The organism is Pseudomonas gregormendelii (genome assembly GCF_017114825.1).
Classification (GTDB): Bacteria; Pseudomonadota; Gammaproteobacteria; order Pseudomonadales; family Pseudomonadaceae; genus Aquipseudomonas; species Aquipseudomonas gregormendelii.
The window spans coordinates 43792-63301 of record NZ_JADEVO010000005.1 but is presented as its reverse complement, the minus strand read 5'-3'; the positions used below and the strand labels follow the sequence as shown (position 1 = coordinate 63301).

The window sequence follows — 19510 nt, the reverse complement described above, 5'->3', positions numbered from 1 at the left end:
CTTCCAGGCCCCGTCAGACCAGCCCCGCCTCCACCAGCAAACCTTCCAGCGCCAGCAAGTCAGGGACCCTGGCCACTTGATCGCCCACTTGCACCGCGGCTTGCTCCAGCGCGCACAAGGGCACATCGACATAGCTCAACTGGCTGTCGAGCTTGCAGGACCGTGGAATGCCCTGCACCAACAGTGCGATGAACTTCAACTCCGGGCGCCCACCCAGGGCATTGAGGATCACGATCCGCACCCGCTCGCCCATGACGATTTTCTGACCACAGGCCGACTCGAAACTGAGCATTGGAATCTGCCGGTCCCGCCACCCTACCCGCCCCAGGTACCAGGGCGGCGTATCCAGGTCGAACGTGCCCGGCTGGTAGTCGATCAGTTCGGCGACCGCCACATTGGGCAGAATCAGGTGGCGATCGGCCAGGGGCAACAGCAGCCCGGTGAGGTTGCTGGTGCGGTGTTCAAGCATGGGGTTTGCTCCAGAAGGCGATGCTTTCGAGCAATACCGATTCCTGATACGGCTTGCCAAGGTAATCGTTGACGCCAATGGCCATGGCGCGGTCGCGGTGTTTCTGTCCGGTGCGCGAGGTGATCATGATGATCGGCAGATGCTGCGTACGCTCGTCCGCGCGCACTTGGGTGGCCACTTCGAAGCCATCCATGCGCGGCATTTCGATGTCCAGCAGCATCAGGTCGGGCAGGTGCTCTTCCAGCAGCAACATCGCGTCGACTCCATCCTTGGCGGTCAGTACGTTCATGCCGTGACGTTCCAGCAAACGACTGGTGACCTTGCGCACCGTGACCGAATCATCAACCACCAGCACCAGCAGGGGTTTGTGCGACTCTGGCTCGGCGTCTTGCATCAGGGCCTGACGCGGCAAGCGGGTCTGCATGGCGCGGATCGGCGCCAACAGGTCAAGAATGAGCACCACCCGGCCATCCCCCAGGATCGTTGCTCCGGACAAACCTTGCACGGCAGCGAACTGCGGGCCGAGGCTCTTGACCACGATCTCGCGAGTGCCGGCCATGGCGTCGACTTGCACGGCGATGTGGCGTTCGTTGCACTGCACCAGCAACACCGGCAGCGGCAGGTTTTGTCCCAGCAGCTTCGGGCGGCTGCTGGTTTTCAGCAGTTCGCCGAGGTAACACAACTCATAGTGCTGCCCGGCATATTTGTAGGTTGGCGGATCCAGGCGATAGTGGCCTTCAAGTTCATTGGGCAAGACACGAACGATGCCGTCGATGGTGTTGAGCGGGATCGCATACTGATCTTCCGCGCATTGCACCATCAGCGCCCGGTTGACCGACACGGTGAACGGCAGGCGGATGCGAAAATGCACGCCCTGCCCGGACACCGAGTCAATGTTCATGGTCCCGCCCAGCTGCCGCACCTCTTCGTGGACCACGTCCATACCCACGCCACGCCCGGAAATCTGGGTGATTTTTTCCGCCGTCGAAAATCCCGGTTGCAGGATAAATTGCAGCACATCGCGGTCGCTGATATCGCTGTCAGGCGCCAGCAGGCCACGCTTGATCGCCTTGCGGCGTACCGCGTCCAGGGGCACGCCGGCGCCGTCATCGCGGATATCGAAAATGATGTCCCCACCCTCGCGCGACAGGTCCAGGGTAATCTTTCCCTGAGCGGGTTTGCCCGCAGCGATGCGCACCTCGGAGGATTCCAGGCCGTGGTCCACGGCGTTGCGCAGCATGTGCTCCAACGGCGCGGCCATGCGCTCGAGGACGTTACGGTCCATCTCGCCTTCGGCGTTGCCGACGATGAATTGCACATCCTTGCCCAGTTCGCCGGAAACCTGACGGACGATGCGCTTGAGGCGCGGCAGCATCCGTTCGAACGGCACCATGCGTGTACGCATCAGGCCTTCCTGCAACTCGGTATTGATGCGCCCCTGTTGTTGCAGCAGGTTTTCGGCGTCCTGATTGCGCCGGTCGAGGGTTTCCTTGAGGTCAAGCAGGTCGGACGCGGACTCGAACAGCGCACGCGACAGCTGTTGCAGCTGCGAATGCCGGTCCATTTCCAGCGGATCGAATTCCTCGTACCCCAGACGTTCGGCTTCCACCTGCTGGCGGCTGAGGATCCGCCCCTGGGTTTCCGTATCGAGGCGCCGCAACTGGTCGCGCATGCGCTCAATGGTGGTTTCCATTTCGCTCAGGGCCACCCGTGCATCGCTGACCTGCTGTTCGATGCGCCCGCGGAAAATCGAGGTTTCACCGGCCAGGTTGACCAAATCATCCAGCAACTCTGCCGAGACCTTGACCATGTCGGCGCCGGCGTCAGGCTGCGGTGCAGGAGGTTCGAGCTTGATCACCGCAGGTGCCGTGACAGGATCTGCCGGCAACACTGGGTGACTGAAATTGCGGATCGAGTCGATCAACTGATCGACAGGCGGCATGGGTTGACCGGCGCGCGCCGCGTCGAGCATTTGTGCCAGTCGGTCATGGCTGCTCTGCAACAGCGCGAACAAGGCCTGGGTCGGTTGCAGTAAGCCTGCCGACAAACCTTCATAGAGAAATTCCAGCTCGTGGGCCAGATCACCGATCGGTGTGATTTCGACCATCCGCGCGCCCCCCTTCAGGGTGTGCAGATCACGCAGCAGGTTTTCCACTTCCTGGCGATTCGCCGGGTCGGCCTGCCAGCGCACCAGCGCCGTCCCGGAGTTTTCGATGATGTCGAAACCTTCTTCCAGGAAGATCTCCAGTAGCTCCGGATCATGGCCTGGGTGATCGCTGACCGGCAGCGGTTCGGCCACTTCAGCGCTGCCGAGGTTGTTCTGGCGAAACTCGCGGATGGCCTCGATCAGCTCATCTGGCTCATCCAGGGGATGCTGGTCCTGCAACTGCTCAAGCAGCTGCCCGAGGCGATCATGGCTGCGCAGCAACAGCTGCGCCAAGGCATCGGTGTGCTGATAACGGCGATCCACCAGGCCTTCGTACAGCCCTTCCAATTCATGGGCCAGATCACCCACGGGTTCGACCTCGGCCATCCGCGCCCCGCCCTCGAGCGTGTGCAGGTCACGTTGCAACGACAGCAGCGGTGCGGCGTTATCCGGATCGCTCAACCAGCGTTGCAGGGCCTGGCCCGAGCTTTCGAGGATATCCACAGCCTCTTCCAGGAAGATCGACACGATAGCGTCGTCTGGTTCTGCCTGCGCCAGTTCGGCAGTGGCGCTGCCCAGCTCGCGAATGCTCAGGGCGCGGCTGCCGTCGCTGCGAATCAGGCCGGTGGCCGACGGGTCCAGGCTTTCATCCAGCAAATCGCGCAAGGCTCGCACTCGCGCCGGTTGCGGGCTGACTTCCTGGCCGGCTGCCAGCTCGTCGAGCATGTTGATCAGCGCTTCATGGGCACTTTGCGCTTCATGGAAAAACGTCGGGCTGACCGCCAGGCTGCTTTCCTCCACCGCACCGTACAGATCGAGCAAGGCTTCACACAGCTCATCCACCGGATGCAGATCAGCCAGGTGTGCGCCTTCACCCAAGGTCGTCAATTCGTCCAGCAGCGCGCTGAGTTCCTGGCGTTCACCGGGGTGTTGCTGCCAGCGTTGCAGCAAGCTCTCGGCGTCTAGCAGGATGTCCATGCCCTGGGCCAGAAAATTGTTGATCAATTGCGGGTCGCGCTTGATACGTGGCCGACTCTGGGGTGCGCTCATCAGGGTTTGCAGACGCATGGCCAGCAGTGCATGGATTCGCTCGATCAGATGCTGCGCGCCCGTTATCTCGGCCAGCGGATCCGTCTTTAGCTGGCGCAGGCCTAGCCGGAACAGCCCTTCGGCCTCCAGTAACAGTTCCACTTCGTCCAGGTCCAGTGCGAGCAGGTGCGCCTTGTACTCGCGGGCAAGTTGATCCAGCGGCGCGGCCAGTTCGGCGATCGGCACCACGCCGGCCATTGAGGCGCTGCCCTTGAGCGTATGCAAGGCGCGCTGCAACTCGTCACTGGCCTGCAAGGGCACATGCTCGGCGGCCTGGTCGAGGAAGCGATTGACGCTGGCCAGATGGGTTTCGGCTTCGTTGCGGAAAATTTCCAGCAGCAGCGGATCGAGTGCCATGACGTCCTCTGCATCCTCATCCACCAACGGTTGCTCGCCCTTGGCCAAGGCATGCGCACGGGCCGCCACCTGGTCGACATCGTTGCGCTGGCGCTGGGCATTGCAGGCAAATTCCGCGACCAGCTCCGGCAACAGCTGCAGCACATCAGCCAGCAGTTGCTGCACGCCAGGGCCCGGCTTCACGCTGTGTTCGAGCACTCGATTGAGCAGGTTTTCCACCGCCCACGCCAGCTCGCCCAGGATCAGCGCCCGAACCATCCGGCCGCTGCCTTTGAGGGTATGGAAGGCCCGGCGCAGCTCACTCAGGGCCGAAGTGTTCTGCGGGTCGGCAGTCCAGCGGGGCAAGTATTCACGGAGGACTTGCAGTACTTCGTCAGTTTCTTCCAGGAACACTTCACGCAGTTCATCGTCCACCGGCTCTTCGCCCGCAGGCGGCGGTAGCAGGCTACCCGGGGTATGCAGCGCCGGGGGATTTACCGCAGACACAGGATTGGCGAGCACGTCCGCGAGGGTCTGCACCAACTCAGGAGCACCGTACGCCTGCAACTCCTGAATGAGATGCGCCTCAGTCGGCTCCGGCACTTCTTCGAGTTCCGGGGCATGCCGGGCGCGGGGGAAAAACCCCAGTGCGGCGAGGCCTTTCTCGGCGACGTCGAGCACCTGTTCCCCGGCTGCCTCGGGGTCGTCGCTGAGGCGCTCCAGGTAATACTCGATGCTGGTCACCACGTCGGCCAGGCTGTCGAGCTCCTGCCATCCCGGCTGGCCAGGATCCAGCAGCAGGTGTTCACGGATGAACTGGTTGCACGCTTCGACCAGGCTGGCAGCGCGACTCAACGGGATCATCGCCAGTGCGCCGCGGATCTGCGTCAACAAGGCAGGCAAGGGCTGCAGGTGCTGGCGGTCCCAGTCGGCGTCGATGTAGTCGACGATCATGTCCTTGGCCTGTTGCAGGCAGATGCGCGCTTCGCGGATGACGATCTGGTGAATCTGTGTCAGGTCGGTGGTCGGCAAGCGGCTGTCTTCCTGGCTTTCCGGTTCCAGGTTGCCGACCATGCCGGCCAGGTTCGCTTCGACGTAGAGCAAGGCGCCCGCGACGTCCATCAGGATGGCGTCCGTGGGCTCACGCTGGCCTTGGGCCAGGCTCAGGACCACCGCCAACTGATCGATGATCACCTTGCGCGGCTGGCCAAAACCCAGCACCGCCAGGGTGTCGGCGATTTGCCGCAGGGGCGACAGCAGGCTGTCGAGATCGGCAATGTGTTGGCGGTCACTGCGCACGAACAGGTCCAGGCGTTCCTTGACCCGCACCAGCTCTTCGCACAGCGCCACCAGCACCGAGCGCATCGCATCGCGGTCGGGACCGCCCAGGCGCGCGCGCTCGTCATCAACCATTGCGCTGTCAGGCAACGCGTCCTCTAGGGAGTAGCGATCTTTCATGGTCAGCATGCGCCCGGTGGGGTGTTCGGCCTTGGCAATGTAGAACAGCAAACTCTTGAGCAGCTCTGGTGGTGCCGGTTGATTGATGCCGCGCATGCCTTCTTCGAGCAAGCGCTTGAGTTCCGTGTCAGCTTCCTTGAACAGGCTTCGCAGCGCCGGACTGTTGGCGATCGCACCGCCACGCATGCCTTCCACCAGCGCCGAGGCCACCTGCCGCAACGGGCTGAGCGGCGCCTGACCGGAGATACTTTCGAGTCGCGCGAACACCTTTGCCAGGTAACCCAGGTGAGTGTCGTCAGCCTGTTCGCGCAGCAATCCAACGAGTGCCATCTGCAGCATTTGCCGCAACTTGCGCAACACATTGGCCAACTCTGGCGGCTCCAGCTGCGCCAGCGCTGCGTCGTCCAGCGGGGGCAAATCCGGCATTTGCGGGCTGAACAGGCTGGTTTCCGACAACAGCCCCTCGCCGCGGGCACTGCGCAAATCATTGATCAGGGGCAGCACCACCAGCGGCAAGTCCCGGCGCGCACCTTGCACCCGGTCGAGGTACACCGGCAACTGCGCCAGCGCCTGCAACAGCAGGTGGATCGCTTCTTCACGATGGCTCACACGGTTCTGCTGCAACGCCTGGGTCAGCTGTTCCATTTCTTCGGCCAGCAGTGCCGCGCCGTAGAATTCGACCATCTGCAAACTGCCGTGAACCTGGTGGATGCACGCCAGGCATTCAGCGAGCGCCAGGGGCGTCTGCTCTTCGTCCATCGCCATGCTCTCCAGATGGAGCGCCGCCTGCCTCAGCGTTTCGGCAATCTCGCCCTTGACCCACTCGAGGGCCACATAGTCGTGCCGATCACCCATAACCACTCCACTGGAAAAAACCTGCGCCTGCCACGCCCTATACTTTATCAGCAGCCTGCGCGCTCGCCGCGGGCAAGGTGAAACCGGACACCGAACGCCTCAGCTGGCTGGCCATCTTCGCCAGGTTACCGATGCTTTCGGCGGTTGCAGTGGAGCCGGAGGAGGTCTGCGAGGTGATCTGCTGGATCACGTTCATCGTCAGGGAGATCTGTCCGGCCGAGGACGTCTGCTGCTGGGCGGCATTGGAAATACTCTGGATCAGCGCCGCGAGCACTTTGGATACGCCTTCGATTTCCTCCAGCGCCACCCCGGCATCCTGCGCCAGACGTGCGCCACGCACCACTTCGGTGGTGGTCTGCTCCATGGAAATCACAGCTTCATTGGTGTCCGTCTGAATTGCCCGCACCAGGGTCTCTATCTGTCGGGTCGCAGCGGATGAGCGCTCGGCCAGGCGCTGCACCTCATCGGCTACCACGGCGAAACCGCGACCAGCGTCACCCGCCATCGAGGCCTGGATCGCAGCGTTGAGGGCCAGAATGTTGGTCTGATCGGCAATGTCGTCGATCAGGCTGACAATATCGCCGATTTCCTGGGAAGACTCACCAAGGCGCTTGATTCGCTTGGCGGTATCCTGGATCTGCTCGCGAATGTTATCCATGCCGTGGATGGTGTTATGCACCACCTCGTTGCCCTTGTTGGCGATTTCCACCGACCGCTCAGCCACCGCCGAGGACTCGGCCGCGTTGGCCGACACCTGGTCAATGGATTGGGCCATGTCGTTGATGGCCGTGGAAGCTTCGGATATCTGCTGCGCCTGATGCTCGGAGGCTTGCGCCAGGTGCATGGCGGTGGCCTGGGTTTCCTGCACGGCGGCGGCGACCTGGCCGGCGGTCAGGTTGATGGTTGCCACCAGGTCGCGCAACTGGTCGACGGAATAATTGATAGAGTCGGCAATGGAGCCGGTGAAATCTTCCGTCACCGAGGCCGTCACCGTCAGGTCGCCGTCTGCCAGGTCTTCAATCTCGTCGAGCAGGCGCATGATCGCCGTCTGGTTGCGTTCGTTCTTTTCGGCGGTCTCACGCAGCTGGCGATTGGTTTCGCGCACCATCACCAGGCCGATCAGGATGATCGACGTCAGCGCCAGCAAGCCCAGGACATAGCCGCCGATGGTGTCGGTGTGACGACCGCCGGCAAGGTTTTCAAAAACATTGGCCAGGTGCGAGGCTTCGTCCAGCAGCGTTTGCGACAGGCCGAAGATGTTGGTTGCTGACTCCCGGACCTTTAACAGTTCAGGCGAGGTTTCGATAATTTCATCGACGGAACCCGAGACGAACTCGAACAGTTCGGAAATCTCGAGCAGGCGGGCCCGGGCATCGCGGTCCTCGACCTGGCTGACTTTCAGCGCCGGATCCCCTTGCAACATGCCCGTCAGGACCTGGCCGAAGCGTGCCGCGTCACGCCCGAAGACGTCGGCAGCCTGTTGCGAATTCTCGTCCCCGGACAACACGGTATTCACCGCCCCCAGGATTCGCTCGGCCAGCAAGGATTGCCGTTGAGCCATCGCGACCTGGGCGGCGGGAGCGCCCCGCTGCAGCAGAATCTCGACGACTTTTTCATACTCAACCTGCAGTTGCGGCACAGTCTCGGCCAGGGTCGCGGCGACCTGGTGCAGCGACAGTACGGTCTGTTCGCTGGTGAGGATGGCGTCGGTATTTTTCAGCAGGCGCTCCCAGTCCGTTTGCACTGCGCGCATTTCCGGGCGCACGGCGGACGGCGCAGGGGGAAGACCGGTAGAGGGGTCGCCTTGCTTCAGATAACTCCAGCGCCGGGCAAAATCATTGCGCGCATCACTGAGCAGCTTGAACGCGGCAGCCTTGCCGGCAGCGGCTTCCGTAGCATTCTTGGCGATACGCTGGGACAGCACGCGTAACTCGCCTGCGTGGCCGATGTACTGTTTATCGTACGTAGCCTGGGTGTTGAGGTACGCGAAATTGGCGAACAACAGCATGATGAAGATGATCAGCGCGATAAACAGCACGATGATCTGCGACCGGCTGCGCGACCCTTCCATTGGCTTGCCTGCTTTTGCTTTTATCATCGGTCCTCGCCTGTTAACTCACATCTACCTACCCACCACAGATCGCTTTGTGGGGTCTGCGTTTACAAAGCGACGTGCATGAACGCCCGCGACTGCGCCAGCGCAAACGGGCTGAACACCTGCCAATCCTGCTCGCGCTTAAACCGGCCCTTGATGAACGGCGCAATCGCCCCGCTCAAGTTATCCACCGGCTCCAGACTTCCCTGGGCAAAATGCTGCAGCCCGTAAACTTCGTCGACCATCAACCCGGCAAACACCTCGTTGTGCTCCACCACCAACACCCGACGCTGCTTGCGCACCGCCGACAGCTCCAGGGCGAAGAAGCCGCAGACATCCATGATCGGCAGCAAGCGCCCCCGCAGGTTGGCCACGCCCTTGACCCAGGGTTTTACCCCGGGCAACTGCGTGAATCGCGGTTCGTGCAAGACTTCACTGATCTCGCCCATGGGAGCGACGTACCAGTGCTCGCCCAATCGAAATCCTATACCGCTCCAGCTGTCCTGGCGGGCCGGCTGGGAAGGCAGGTCTGCCGCCAGCAGACGGCAACGCTGATCGAGTTGCAGCAGCAGTTCGAAGGCAGTCAGCGATTCACTCATGGTCCGATGATCAGCCGGCAAGCACGTTGTTGAGGGTCTTGATCAGGGTGTCTTCGTCGACCGGCTTGGTCAGGTAATCCTTGGCGCCCTGGCGCGTGCCCCAGACCTTGTCGGTGTCTTGATCCTTGGTGGTGATGATAATCACCGGGATGTGCCCGGTTTCCGGGTCCTTGGTCAACTGCCGGGTGGCTTGAAAACCATTGAGGCCGGGCATGACGATGTCCATCAGCACCGCGTCAGGTTTTTCCTGGCGGGCCAGGGCCACGCCGTCGGCGCCGTTTTCGGCTTTCAACACTTCGTGACCATACCTTTCCAGCATGCCCGTCAGTTTGTACATTTCGGTCGGCGAGTCGTCGACGATCAGAATTCGTGCCATGGTCTTCCCCATTCTTGTCGACGCCGGGCCCGTTGGCCGAGCGTCACTGTGCGTGTCCTACTGCGGCAAAACGGCGGCAAACCCTGGAACATGGGCCTGGATCGCGTTCAGCAATTCTTCCCTGCTGAAAGGCTTGGTCAAAAACTGATCGGAGCCGACGATGCGCCCCTTGGCCTTGTCGAACAGCCCGTCCCTGGACGACAGCATGATCACTGGCGTGGATTTGAACGCGCTGTTGTTCTTGATCAGGGCGCAGGTCTGATAACCATCCAGACGCGGCATCATGACGTCGACAAAGATGATGCCGGGATGGTTGTCGGCGATTTTCGCCAGCGCATCGAAACCATCGATGGCCGTGATGACCTCGCAACCTACATTTTTCAGCAACGTTTCGGCGGTGCGGCGAATCGTCTTCGAATCGTCGATCACCATGACCTTCAAGGCGCTGGAATGCTGATCCATATTTACTCTACCGTCGCCTTTGCGAATCAAATTGTCCGTTTTCGGATCTTCCAGGGCTCGAAACCCTTGATGTTCAAGGGCAAAGCCTTTTTAGCACAGTCTCCAAATCCAATCTATCGGGTGACTGGCACTGTGGTTTTCCCTTGACCGCAAACACGCCCGGCGCCAATCTGACGCCACTTTTATATAGCCCTGCGGCCCGCTTCCACAGGGGATCGACAAAGCCCAAATTCGAGGAAAAACCCATGAGCGTTCGCGTCGGGATTGTCATGGATCCCATTGCCGGCATTTCCTATAAAAAGGATAGCTCGCTGGCCATGCTGCTGGCCGCGCAAAAGCGCGGCTGGGAACTGTTCTACATGGAGCAGCGCGACCTGTATCAGGGCGAAGGCGAAGCCCGGGCGCGCATGCGTCCGCTGAAAGTCTTCGCCAACCCGGAAAAGTGGTTCGAACTGGAGGCCGAGACTGACGCGCTCCTGAGCGATCTGGACGTGATTCTGATGCGCAAGGATCCGCCCTTCGACATGGAGTTCGTCTACTCCACCTACCTGCTGGAGCAAGCCGAGCGCGCCGGCGTGCTGGTCGTCAACAAACCGCAGAGCCTGCGCGACTGCAATGAAAAGCTGTTCGCCACACTGTTTCCCCAGTGCACCCCGCCAACCGTGGTCAGCCGCCGCGCCGACGTGCTGCGTGAGTTCGCCGCCAAGCATGGCGACGTGATCCTCAAGCCGCTGGACGGCATGGGCGGCACCTCGATCTTCCGTCATCGCGCTGGCGACCCGAACCTGTCGGTCATTCTCGAGACCCTGACCGCGCTGGGCGCCCAGCAAATCATGGGCCAAGCCTACCTGCCGGCGATCAAGGACGGCGACAAGCGCATCCTGATGATCGACGGTGAGCCTGTGGATTACTGCCTGGCGCGGATTCCGGCCGCCGGTGAAACCCGCGGCAATCTCGCGGCTGGTGGTCGTGGCGAAGCCCGCCCATTGACCGACAAGGATCGCTGGATCGCCGCTCAGGTCGGCCCGACACTGCGCGAAAAAGGCCTGCTGTTCGTCGGCCTGGACGTGATTGGCGAGCACCTGACGGAAATCAACGTCACCAGCCCGACCTGCATCCGCGAGATCGATAATGCCTTTGGCACCGACATTGGCGGCCTGCTGATGGACGCCATCGAGAAGAAGTTGCAGAGCAAGCCATAAGCTGCAAGTGAGATTCGCTCAATGCAGCCTGTCGCTTGAAACTTCAAGCTTGAAGCTAAAAACCAACATTGCGTTATCATGCCGAGCCCTTAAAAACGCGATGTTGGTTTTTTCACCATGACACTTCCGTCCGATCTGCCTGCCGAACTCGCCCACCGCGGTGTGCGCCCGGCCGATCGCCTCGGATTTACCCTGTTTCTCGCAGCGTTAATTCATTTGGCGTTGCTGCTGGGCGTGGGCTTCACCATGGTCGAGCCCAAGCAGATCAGCAAAACCCTGGAAATCACCCTCGCCACTTTCAAAAGTGAAAAGAAGCCCGAGAAAGCCGATTTCCTCGCCCAGGAAAACCAGCAAGGCAGCGGCACCCTGGATAAAAAGGCGACCCCCAAGACCACCGAGGTCGCGCCCTTCCAGGACAACAAGGTCAAGAAAGTCACGCCGCCTCCTGCCGCTAAACCTGAAGTCCAGGAAGCGCCGCCCAAGGCCGCAGTGACCACGGTTGCGCCGAAACCGAAGAAAGCACCGGCAAAAACCGAAGCGCCCAAGATCGATGCCAAACCCAAGGTGGCCGCGCCGACGTTCGACAGTGAACAGCTGTCCAGTGACATCGCCAGCCTCGAAGCCGAACTGGCCAACGAACAACAGCTGTACGCCAAGCGCCCGCGTATACACCGCCTGAGCGCCGCCTCTACCATGCGCGACAAGGGTGCCTGGTACAAGGATGAATGGCGCAAGAAAGTCGAGCGCATCGGCAACCTGAACTACCCGGACGAAGCGCGACGCAAGCAAATCTATGGCAATTTGCGCCTGATGGTCTCGATCAACCGCGACGGCTCGCTGTATGAAGTGCTGGTACTGGAATCCTCCGGCCAGCCGCTGCTGGACCAGGCCGCCCAGCGCATCGTGCGGCTCGCGGCGCCGTTTGCGCCGTTTACCGGGGACCTGTCGGACATCGACCGCCTGGAAATCATCCGCACCTGGAAATTTGCCCGCGGTGACAGACTTTCCAGCAACTGACCCCCATCTGTAGGAGCGAGCTCGCTCGCGATGGTCGTCAACGATAACGCTGAAAAATAGACACCCACGGCGCTCTCGGGTTTCTCGCGAGCAAGCTCGCTCCTACGGGGGCAGTGGTTGTCGAGATTTGCGGTATTTCCTGTGCATCCCCAGCTTGTCAGTTTGCCCCTCCAACGCCACACTAGCGCTCATGAAAAACGTCAGCCCCAGTTACCTCAAGCATCATTTCCTGATCGCCATGCCGCACATGGCCGACCCGAACTTTGCCCACACCTTGACCTACATCGTCGAGCACACGGCCAATGGTGCCATGGGGCTGGTGGTCAACCGTCCGCAAGATCTGAATCTGGCTGATATCCTCGAGCAATTGCGCCCGGATATCGAACCACCGGCGCTATGCCAGCACGTACCGATCTTCATGGGCGGCCCGGTGCAGACCGATCGCGGTTTTGTCCTGCACCCCTCAGGCCAGACTTACCAGGCGACCGTTGATCTGGAAGGCGAGCTGTCGCTGTCCACGTCCCAGGACGTGCTGTTCGCGATTGCAGACGGCGTCGGTCCCGGGAAAAGCGTGATCACCCTCGGTTACGCCGGCTGGGAAGCCGGGCAACTGGAGTCGGAACTGGCTGACAACGCCTGGCTGACCTGCCCGTACAGCGCCGACATCCTGTTCAATACCAGCAGCGAACTGCGCCTGGAAGCGGCGGCCCGGCACCTGGGGATCAATCTCAGCCTGCTGACCAGCCAGGCGGGGCACGCCTGATGGCTCTGCGGTTGATTCTCGGCTTCGACTACGGCACCAAACAGATCGGCGTGGCGGTCGGCCAGGTGATTACCGGCCAGGCTCGCGAGCTGTGCACCCTGAAGGCGCAGAACGGCATACCCGACTGGAACCAGGTCGAAGCCCTGATCAAGGAATGGAAACCCGACGCTGTCGTGGTCGGCCTACCCCTGAACATGGACGGAACGCCCAGCGACATGTGCCTGCGCGCGGAAAAATTCGCCCGCCGCCTCAATGGCCGCTACAACCTGCCCTTCTATACCCACGATGAACGCCTGACCACCTTTGAGGCCAAAGGCGAGCGGCGGGATCGGGGCGGACAAAAGGGCAGCTACCGCGACAACCCGGTGGACGCCATCGCCGCCGCCCTGCTGCTGCAAGGCTGGCTCGACGAAAATACCGCACTGTTCGAATCCTGATCAAACCCTATCCTGAAGAGCCGCCACGCGACTCTCTAAGCTGCAACCCGGGCCATTGCTCAAGCAGAATCTGGCCCGGGTCCAAGAAGGAGCAACCATGAGCCTGCCCAATCCCGCCGAACTGATCAGCCAGATGGCGACCCGTCTCAAGGCGCACCTGGAACATCGCGGCATCAGCGAGCCACGCTACATCGGCATTCGCACCGGCGGCGTCTGGGTCGCCCAGGCCTTGCTCGATGAACTGGGCAGCGACTCGCCACTCGGCACCCTGGACGTCTCCTTCTATCGCGACGACTTCAGCCAGAACGGCTTGCACCCGCAGGTCCGCCCTTCTGCCCTGCCGTTCGAGATCGAAGGCCAGCACCTGGTGCTGATCGACGACGTGCTGATGAGTGGCCGGACCATTCGCGCCGCGCTCAATGAGCTGTTCGACTACGGCCGCCCGGCCAGCGTGACGCTGGTCTGTCTGCTGGACCTCGACGCCGGTGAGCTGCCGATCCGCCCGAACGTAGTCGGCGCAACCCTGTCGCTGGCCGCCCATGAACGGGTGAAACTGTCCGGGCCATTGCCGCTCGTGCTGGAACTGCAAGATTTCGCCCTTTAATCCGCCCTATTGAGAGTCCCCCTCGCGATGACGCCTCTAGACACCAAGCGCCCGCTGCAGCTCAATGATCAGGGCCAGCTGCGCCACTTCCTCTCGCTCGACGGTTTGCGCCGCGAGCTGCTGACGGAAATCCTCGACACTGCCGACTCGTTCCTCGAAGTCGGCGCCCGGGCGGTGAAAAAAGTCCCGCTGCTGCGCGGCAAGACCGTGTGCAACGTGTTTTTCGAGAACTCTACCCGTACCCGCACCACCTTCGAACTGGCGGCCCAGCGCCTGTCGGCGGATGTCATCACCCTGAACGTGTCGACTTCCTCGGCGAGCAAGGGCGAAACGCTGCTCGACACCCTGCGCAACCTCGAAGCCATGGCCGCCGACATGTTCGTCGTGCGCCACGGTGACTCCGGCGCGGCGCACTTCATTGCCGAGCATGTCTGCCCGCAAGTGGCGATCATCAACGGCGGCGACGGCCGGCATGCGCACCCGACCCAGGGCATGCTCGACATGCTGACGATCCGTCGGCACAAGGGGGGGTTCGAAAACCTCTCGGTGGCCATTGTCGGCGACATCCTGCACTCGCGGGTCGCGCGCTCGAACATGCTGGCGCTCAAAACCCTCGGCTGCCCGGACATCCGCGTGATTGCGCCGAAGACCCTGCTGCCGATCGGCATCGAGCAATACGGCGTCAAGGTCTATACCGACATGACCGAAGGCCTGAAAGACGTCGACGTGGTGATCATGCTGCGCCTGCAGCGAGAACGCATGACTGGCGGCCTGCTGCCGAGCGAGGGCGAGTTCTACCGCCTGTTCGGCCTGACGACAGCACGCCTCGCCGGCGCCAAGCCCGATTGCATTGTCATGCACCCGGGACCGATCAATCGCGGGGTGGAAATCGAGTCCGCAGTGGCCGATGGTCCGCACTCGGTCATCCTCAATCAGGTGACCTACGGGATTGCCATTCGTATGGCCGTTTTGTCCATGGCCATGAGCGGACAAACCGCCCAGCGCCAATTCGAGCAGGAGAACGCCCAGTGAAGCTCAGCATTCTCGGCGCACGCGTCATCGACCCCGTCAGCGGGCGGGATCAAGTCACCGATATCCACATTGAAGCCTGCAAGATCGTCGCCCTCGGTGCCGCACCTGCCGGTTTCGTCGCAGTCGATACCATAGACGCCCAGGGCCTGGTGGCCGCTCCCGGCCTGGTCGACCTGAACGTTGCCCTGCGCGAGCCAGGCTATAGCCGCAAAGGCTCGATCATCAGCGAAACCCGCGCAGCGGCTGCAGGCGGCGTCACCAGCCTGTGCTGCCCACCGAAAACCAAACCGGTCCTGGACACCTCGGCCGTCGCCGAACTGATCCTCGACCGCGCCCGTGAGGCCGGCAACACCAAAGTCTTCCCGATCGGCGCCCTGAGCAAAGGCCTTGATGGCGAACAGCTTGCAGAGCTGGTCGCATTGCGCGATGCCGGTTGCGTGGCCTTCGGCAACGGTCTGGAGAGTTTCCGCAACACCCGCACCTTGTGCCGGGCACTGGAATATGCGGCAACGTTCGACCTGACGGTAATCTTCAACTCCCAGGATCATGACCTGGCTGAAGGCGGCCTGGCCCACGAAGGCCCGACCGCGAGCTTCCTAGGCTTGCCAGGCATTCCGGAAACCGCCGAAACCGTGGCCCTGGCCCGTGATCTGTTACTGGTCGAGCAAAGCGGCGTACGCGCGCACTTCAGCCAGCTCACCAGCGCCCGCGGCGTAGCCCTGATCGCCCAGGCCCAGGCCCGTGGTCTGCCGGTGACCGCCGATGTGGCCCTGTATCAGTTGATCCTGACGGATGAAGCGCTGATCGACTTCAGCAGCCTCTATCACGTCCAGCCGCCGCTGCGCACCCGCGCTGACCGCGACGGCCTGCGGGAGGCGGTGAAGTCTGGCGTGGTGTCGGCCATCTCCAGCCACCACCAGCCCCACGAGCGCGATGCCAAACTGGCGCCGTTCGGCGCGACCGAACCAGGCATCAGCAGCGTCGAGTTACTGCTGCCGCTGGCCATGACGTTGGTGGAGGATGGATTGCTCGACCTGCCGACACTGCTGGCGCGACTGAGCGCCGGGCCCGCCGAAGCGTTGCGCCTGCCGGCAGGCAAGCTGGCGGTGGGAGGTGCGGCGGATATCGTGCTGTTCGATCCGGCGGCTTCGACCGTAGCCGGTGAAAATTGGCTGTCCAAAGGCGAGAACTGCCCGTTCATTGGCCACAGCCTGCCGAGTGTGGTGCGGTACACCCTGGTGGATGGACGGATCAGCCACCAGGCCTGAAAACCAAAAGATCGCAGCCTGCGGCAGCTCCTAAAGGGAAACGCATATCCCTGTGCAGGAGCTGGCGAAGCCTGCGATCTTTTGATCTTGCTTAACGGCTCTGCGCGTTACGCACGGAAACCTGGTCATTCAACGTCCAGAAGTCATACAGCACCCCCAGGAAGAACAACCCACCCGTCACCAGGTACAGCAACCCGCTGATCCATTTCCCCTGGTACATGCGGTGTACACCGAACACTCCGAGGAAGGTCAGCAGAATCCACGCGACGTTGTATTCGATCGGCCCAGCGGTAAAGCGCAGGTCCGCCTCGCGATCCATGGCCGGGATCAGGAACACGTCGATCAGCCAGCCGATACCCAGCAAACCGAAGGTGAAGAACCAGATCGTCCCGGTCACCGGCTTGCCGTAATAAAAGCGGTGAGCACCGGTAAATCCGAGGATCCACAGCAGGTAGCCAATGAGCTTGCTATGGGTGTCCTGATGCGGAACAGGGTGCTGATAGGTATTCATGAACGACCTCGATTCAGACGATAGATAAATATTCTTTAATTCTTTGTGACTTTTTTACGCGTGGCCGACAAATGGCAAATGTTATCCTTCTGTTCTCTAAAGTCTTGTCGCATAAGGCATTTGCCTGAAGACCCTCGTACATCTGGCGCCAATTTGGTTCCCTTGAGACTTTTGCGAATCGACCAACGGACCCGGAATGGACAAAAAAGCTGTTATAAAGTTGCGCGCTAACCAATATGAGCCCTGCCTAATGCGTCCAATTTTCAAGACATGGCTAACCATTTGCCTTTTGATGCCACTGGCCGCCCACGCCACCAATCGTGAGCAACGTCTTCCCAACGTTAATGGTTACACCCCGAAATCCCATGCTTCTGCTCCTTCGAGCAAAAGCAAAAAAACAGCTCCAACCCTGACCAGTAAAAGCAGCCTGGTTCCGCCAATGGCGAGCAAGGAAAGCAGCAACGTGCTGAGCCGTGCGGTGAATGTGCTCGGTACTCCTTATCGTTGGGGCGGTAGCAGCCCAAGTAAAGGGTTTGACTGCAGCGGCCTGGTGAAATACGCGTTCAACGACGCGACATTCGACCTGCCCCGCACGTCGAACGCCATGGCCAGTGGTCATGGCGAGAAAGTCGATCGCAAGGATCTGAAGCCTGGCGACCTGATTTTCTTCAACATCAAGAGCCGTCGGGTCAATCACGTCGCCATTTACCTGGGCAACGACCGCTTCATCCACGCACCGCGTCGTGGCAAGTCGGTGAGTATCGATACGCTGAAAAAACCGTATTGGGAAAAACACTACGTAGTGGCCAAGCGGGTACTGCCGAAAGAACAGAGCGCGTTGCGGGTTGTTCAGCGCTGATCTGAAGCCAAAACATCTTCGCCGGACATTACGGCCCTATCGCGAGCAGGCTCGCTCCCACGTTGGAATGCATTCCGCTGTGGGAGCGGGCCTGCTCGCGATGGCATACTTGAAAGCGCCACCAATCTCCCTCAGAAGTTATCCGGCAACCGCGCCTTCTCCCGCGCATGCTCGCGGCTGATCAGCCCTTTGTTGACCAGATCCTTCAAGCACATATCCAGCGTCTGCATCCCCAACGACGCGCCGGTCTGAATCGACGAATACATCTGCGCCACCTTGTCCTCACGGATCAGGTTACGGATCGCCGACGTTCCTATCATGATCTCGTGCGCGGCAACCCGGCCGCCACCGACTTTCTTGATCAGCGCCTGCGAGACCACGGCCAGCAGGGACTCGGAGAGCATCGAACGCACCATCGACTTCTCGTCTCCCGGAAACACGTCCACCACCCGGTCGATGGTTTTCGCCGCCGACGTGGTGTGCAGCGTGCCAAACACCAGATGCCCGGTTTCCGCCGCCGTCAAGGCCAGCCGAATAGTCTCCAGATCGCGCATTTCACCCACCAGAATCACGTCCGGGTCCTCGCGCAGGGCCGAGCGCAGGGCCGTGGCAAAGCTTCGGGTATCACGGTGAACTTCGCGCTGATTGATCAGGCATTTGCGTGATTCGTGAACGAATTCGATAGGGTCCTCAATGGTTAGGATATGGTGATGACGATGGTTGTTCAGGTAATCGATCATGGCCGCGAGGGTGGTCGACTTGCCGGAGCCGGTAGGCCCGGTCACCAACACCAGGCCGCGCGGGGCCTCGGTGATTTTGCGAAATACCTCCCCCATGCCCAGGTCATCCATGCTCAGGACTTTTGAGGGAATGGTACGAAAAACCGCACCAGCGCCGCGGTTCTGGTTGAAGACATTGACGCGAAAGCGCGCCACGCCGGGCACATCAAAGGAAAAGTCGGTCTCCAGATGCTTCTCGAAATCCATCCGCTGGGTGTCGTTCATGATCGCGTAGATGAGCTCCTGCACCTGTTTGTGGTCCAGGGCAGGCAAGTTGATGCGGCGTACATCGCCATCGACGCGAATCATCGGTGGCAGGCCGGCGGACAAGTGCAGGTCGGACGCGCCCTGTTTGGCGCTGAAGGCCAGCAGCTCAGTGATATCCATAGCGCTCCTCAATTCCAGTAGAATGCCGCCAACCTCAGAACCGCTGGCGCCTCTTGAATGTCCACGATAGCAGACAACATCGCACAGGTTAGTTCGCGCATCCATGCTGCGGCCCAAGCCGCTCACCGCGACGAGCACAGCGTGCAGTTGCTCGCCGTGAGCAAGACCAAGCCCGCCGAAGCGTTGCGCGAAGCACACGCCGCCGGGATCTGCGACTTCGGCGAGAACTATCTGCAGGAAGCCCTGGGCAAACAGCTCGAATTGGCCGACCTGCCCTTGATCTGGCACTTCATCGGCCCCATTCAATCGAACAAGACTCGCGCTATCGCCGAGCACTTCGCCTGGGTGCATTCCGTGGATCGCTTGAAAATCGCACAACGCCTGTCCGAGCAACGTCCCGCCGATTTGCCTCCACTGAATATCTGCATCCAGGTCAACGTCAGCGGTGAAGCCAGCAAATCCGGCTGCACCCCTGAAGATCTGCCGGCGCTGGCGCAAGCCATCAGCCAATTGCCGCGCATCCGCTTGCGCGGGCTGATGGCGATTCCCGAGCCAACTGAAGATCGCGCCGCCCAGGACGCCGCCTTTGCTGCCGTACAGCAACTGCAAGCCAGTTTGAACCTGCCGCTCGACACACTTTCCATGGGCATGAGCCACGACCTCGAGTCGGCCATCGCCATGGGCGCCACCTGGGTCCGTATCGGTACGGCCCTGTTTGGCGCCCGCGGCTCTCAACCAATGCAGCCTTGATGGCTCTCTTTGTAAG

At 61.3% G+C, this 19510-nt stretch carries 17 protein-coding genes; 9 read left to right on the top strand and 8 right to left on the bottom strand.

Annotated elements, in window-relative coordinates; translation table 11 throughout:
* Nucleotides 1–13 precede the first annotated feature (13 nt).
* The 6 genes from IMW75_RS05450 to pilG form a co-directional block, all read right to left on the bottom strand.
* Nucleotides 14–469, bottom strand: coding sequence for a chemotaxis protein CheW (locus tag IMW75_RS05450; RefSeq protein WP_205892059.1), 456 nt, complete (start codon nt 467–469; stop codon nt 14–16).
* Nucleotides 462–6353, bottom strand: a complete 5892-nt coding sequence (locus tag IMW75_RS05445; protein WP_205892058.1) for an Hpt domain-containing protein — start codon at nt 6351–6353, stop codon at nt 462–464. Before IMW75_RS05445 ends, IMW75_RS05450 begins: the two co-directional genes overlap by 8 nt.
* Before the next feature lie 37 nt (nt 6354–6390).
* On the bottom strand, nt 6391–8451 hold the full coding sequence (locus tag IMW75_RS05440) for a methyl-accepting chemotaxis protein (protein WP_205892057.1): 2061 nt from the start codon (nt 8449–8451) through the stop codon (nt 6391–6393).
* Nucleotides 8452–8513: 62 nt separating this feature from the next.
* Entirely contained in the window at nt 8514–9047 is a 534-nt protein-coding gene (locus IMW75_RS05435) for a chemotaxis protein CheW (protein WP_045059837.1), read from the bottom strand.
* 10 nt (nt 9048–9057) lie between these two features.
* Nucleotides 9058–9423: a response regulator gene (pilH, locus tag IMW75_RS05430; RefSeq protein ID WP_205892056.1), complete on the bottom strand. Its 366-nt coding sequence runs from the start codon at nt 9421–9423 to the stop codon at nt 9058–9060.
* Nucleotides 9424–9480: 57 nt separating this feature from the next.
* The gene (gene pilG, locus IMW75_RS05425) at nt 9481–9885 is read right to left on the bottom strand and encodes a twitching motility response regulator PilG (RefSeq protein ID WP_045059835.1); all 405 of its coding nucleotides are present in this window, start codon (nt 9883–9885) and stop codon (nt 9481–9483) included.
* A gap of 245 nt (nt 9886–10130) precedes the next feature.
* On the opposite strand from pilG, the gene gshB reads away from it, so the two are divergent.
* The 7 genes from gshB to IMW75_RS05390 all read left to right on the top strand — a co-directional run bounded on the left by gshB (nt 10131) and on the right by IMW75_RS05390 (nt 16208).
* Nucleotides 10131–11087, top strand: a complete 957-nt coding sequence (gene gshB, locus IMW75_RS05420) for a glutathione synthase (protein ID WP_045059834.1) — start codon at nt 10131–10133, stop codon at nt 11085–11087.
* Nucleotides 11088–11204: 117 nt separating this feature from the next.
* Nucleotides 11205–12104, top strand: coding sequence for an energy transducer TonB (locus IMW75_RS05415; protein ID WP_045059833.1), 900 nt, complete (start codon nt 11205–11207; stop codon nt 12102–12104).
* A 190-nt stretch (nt 12105–12294) separates the two neighbouring features.
* On the top strand, nt 12295–12867 hold the full coding sequence (locus tag IMW75_RS05410) for a YqgE/AlgH family protein (protein ID WP_045059832.1): 573 nt from the start codon (nt 12295–12297) through the stop codon (nt 12865–12867).
* A complete protein-coding gene (gene ruvX / locus IMW75_RS05405) occupies nt 12867–13304 on the top strand; it encodes a Holliday junction resolvase RuvX (protein ID WP_005792259.1) in 438 nt (145 codons plus the stop codon). Before IMW75_RS05410 ends, ruvX begins: the two co-directional genes overlap by 1 nt.
* Before the next feature lie 97 nt (nt 13305–13401).
* Nucleotides 13402–13908 (top strand): bifunctional pyr operon transcriptional regulator/uracil phosphoribosyltransferase PyrR, encoded by a 507-nt coding sequence (pyrR, locus tag IMW75_RS05400; RefSeq protein WP_205892055.1) that lies wholly within the window; start codon nt 13402–13404, stop codon nt 13906–13908.
* Between the two features lie 27 nt (nt 13909–13935).
* On the top strand, nt 13936–14940 hold the full coding sequence (locus IMW75_RS05395) for an aspartate carbamoyltransferase catalytic subunit (protein WP_007913665.1): 1005 nt from the start codon (nt 13936–13938) through the stop codon (nt 14938–14940).
* Nucleotides 14937–16208: a dihydroorotase gene (locus tag IMW75_RS05390; RefSeq protein ID WP_045059830.1), complete on the top strand. Its 1272-nt coding sequence runs from the start codon at nt 14937–14939 to the stop codon at nt 16206–16208. The genes IMW75_RS05395 and IMW75_RS05390 overlap by 4 nt, the downstream gene beginning before the upstream one ends.
* Before the next feature lie 91 nt (nt 16209–16299).
* Here the strand turns inward: IMW75_RS05390 and IMW75_RS05385 are convergent, their stop codons facing one another.
* Nucleotides 16300–16719 (bottom strand): NINE protein, encoded by a 420-nt coding sequence (locus IMW75_RS05385; protein WP_045059829.1) that lies wholly within the window; start codon nt 16717–16719, stop codon nt 16300–16302.
* 250 nt (nt 16720–16969) lie between these two features.
* Here IMW75_RS05385 and IMW75_RS05380 point away from each other — a divergent pair, with 250 nt between their 5' ends.
* On the top strand, nt 16970–17578 hold the full coding sequence (locus IMW75_RS05380; RefSeq protein WP_045059828.1) for a C40 family peptidase: 609 nt from the start codon (nt 16970–16972) through the stop codon (nt 17576–17578).
* Nucleotides 17579–17709: 131 nt separating this feature from the next.
* Here the strand turns inward: IMW75_RS05380 and IMW75_RS05375 are convergent, their stop codons facing one another.
* Entirely contained in the window at nt 17710–18744 is a 1035-nt protein-coding gene (locus tag IMW75_RS05375; RefSeq protein WP_205892054.1) for a type IV pilus twitching motility protein PilT, read from the bottom strand.
* Nucleotides 18745–18801: 57 nt separating this feature from the next.
* On the opposite strand from IMW75_RS05375, the gene IMW75_RS05370 reads away from it, so the two are divergent.
* Nucleotides 18802–19494 (top strand): YggS family pyridoxal phosphate-dependent enzyme, encoded by a 693-nt coding sequence (locus tag IMW75_RS05370; protein ID WP_045059826.1) that lies wholly within the window; start codon nt 18802–18804, stop codon nt 19492–19494.
* Nucleotides 19495–19510: the final 16 nt, after the last annotated feature.

What these genes read in the sequence shown, in the direction of transcription:
- IMW75_RS05450 (WP_205892059.1), bottom strand. Translation starts at nt 469, where the DNA reads ATGCTTGAACACCGCACCAGCAACCTCACCGGGCTGCTGTTGCCCCTG.
- IMW75_RS05445 (WP_205892058.1), bottom strand. Translation starts at nt 6,353, where the DNA reads ATGGGTGATCGGCACGACTATGTGGCCCTCGAGTGGGTCAAGGGCGAG.
- IMW75_RS05440 (WP_205892057.1), bottom strand. Translation starts at nt 8,451, where the DNA reads ATGATAAAAGCAAAAGCAGGCAAGCCAATGGAAGGGTCGCGCAGCCGG.
- IMW75_RS05435 (WP_045059837.1), bottom strand. Translation starts at nt 9,047, where the DNA reads ATGAGTGAATCGCTGACTGCCTTCGAACTGCTGCTGCAACTCGATCAG.
- pilH (WP_205892056.1), bottom strand. Translation starts at nt 9,423, where the DNA reads ATGGCACGAATTCTGATCGTCGACGACTCGCCGACCGAAATGTACAAA.
- pilG (WP_045059835.1), bottom strand. Translation starts at nt 9,885, where the DNA reads ATGGATCAGCATTCCAGCGCCTTGAAGGTCATGGTGATCGACGATTCG.
- gshB (WP_045059834.1), top strand. Translation starts at nt 10,131, where the DNA reads ATGAGCGTTCGCGTCGGGATTGTCATGGATCCCATTGCCGGCATTTCC.
- IMW75_RS05415 (WP_045059833.1), top strand. Translation starts at nt 11,205, where the DNA reads ATGACACTTCCGTCCGATCTGCCTGCCGAACTCGCCCACCGCGGTGTG.
- IMW75_RS05410 (WP_045059832.1), top strand. Translation starts at nt 12,295, where the DNA reads ATGAAAAACGTCAGCCCCAGTTACCTCAAGCATCATTTCCTGATCGCC.
- ruvX (WP_005792259.1), top strand. Translation starts at nt 12,867, where the DNA reads ATGGCTCTGCGGTTGATTCTCGGCTTCGACTACGGCACCAAACAGATC.
- pyrR (WP_205892055.1), top strand. Translation starts at nt 13,402, where the DNA reads ATGAGCCTGCCCAATCCCGCCGAACTGATCAGCCAGATGGCGACCCGT.
- IMW75_RS05395 (WP_007913665.1), top strand. Translation starts at nt 13,936, where the DNA reads ATGACGCCTCTAGACACCAAGCGCCCGCTGCAGCTCAATGATCAGGGC.
- IMW75_RS05385 (WP_045059829.1), bottom strand. Translation starts at nt 16,719, where the DNA reads ATGAATACCTATCAGCACCCTGTTCCGCATCAGGACACCCATAGCAAG.
- IMW75_RS05380 (WP_045059828.1), top strand. Translation starts at nt 16,970, where the DNA reads ATGCGTCCAATTTTCAAGACATGGCTAACCATTTGCCTTTTGATGCCA.
- IMW75_RS05375 (WP_205892054.1), bottom strand. Translation starts at nt 18,744, where the DNA reads ATGGATATCACTGAGCTGCTGGCCTTCAGCGCCAAACAGGGCGCGTCC.
- IMW75_RS05370 (WP_045059826.1), top strand. Translation starts at nt 18,802, where the DNA reads ATGTCCACGATAGCAGACAACATCGCACAGGTTAGTTCGCGCATCCAT.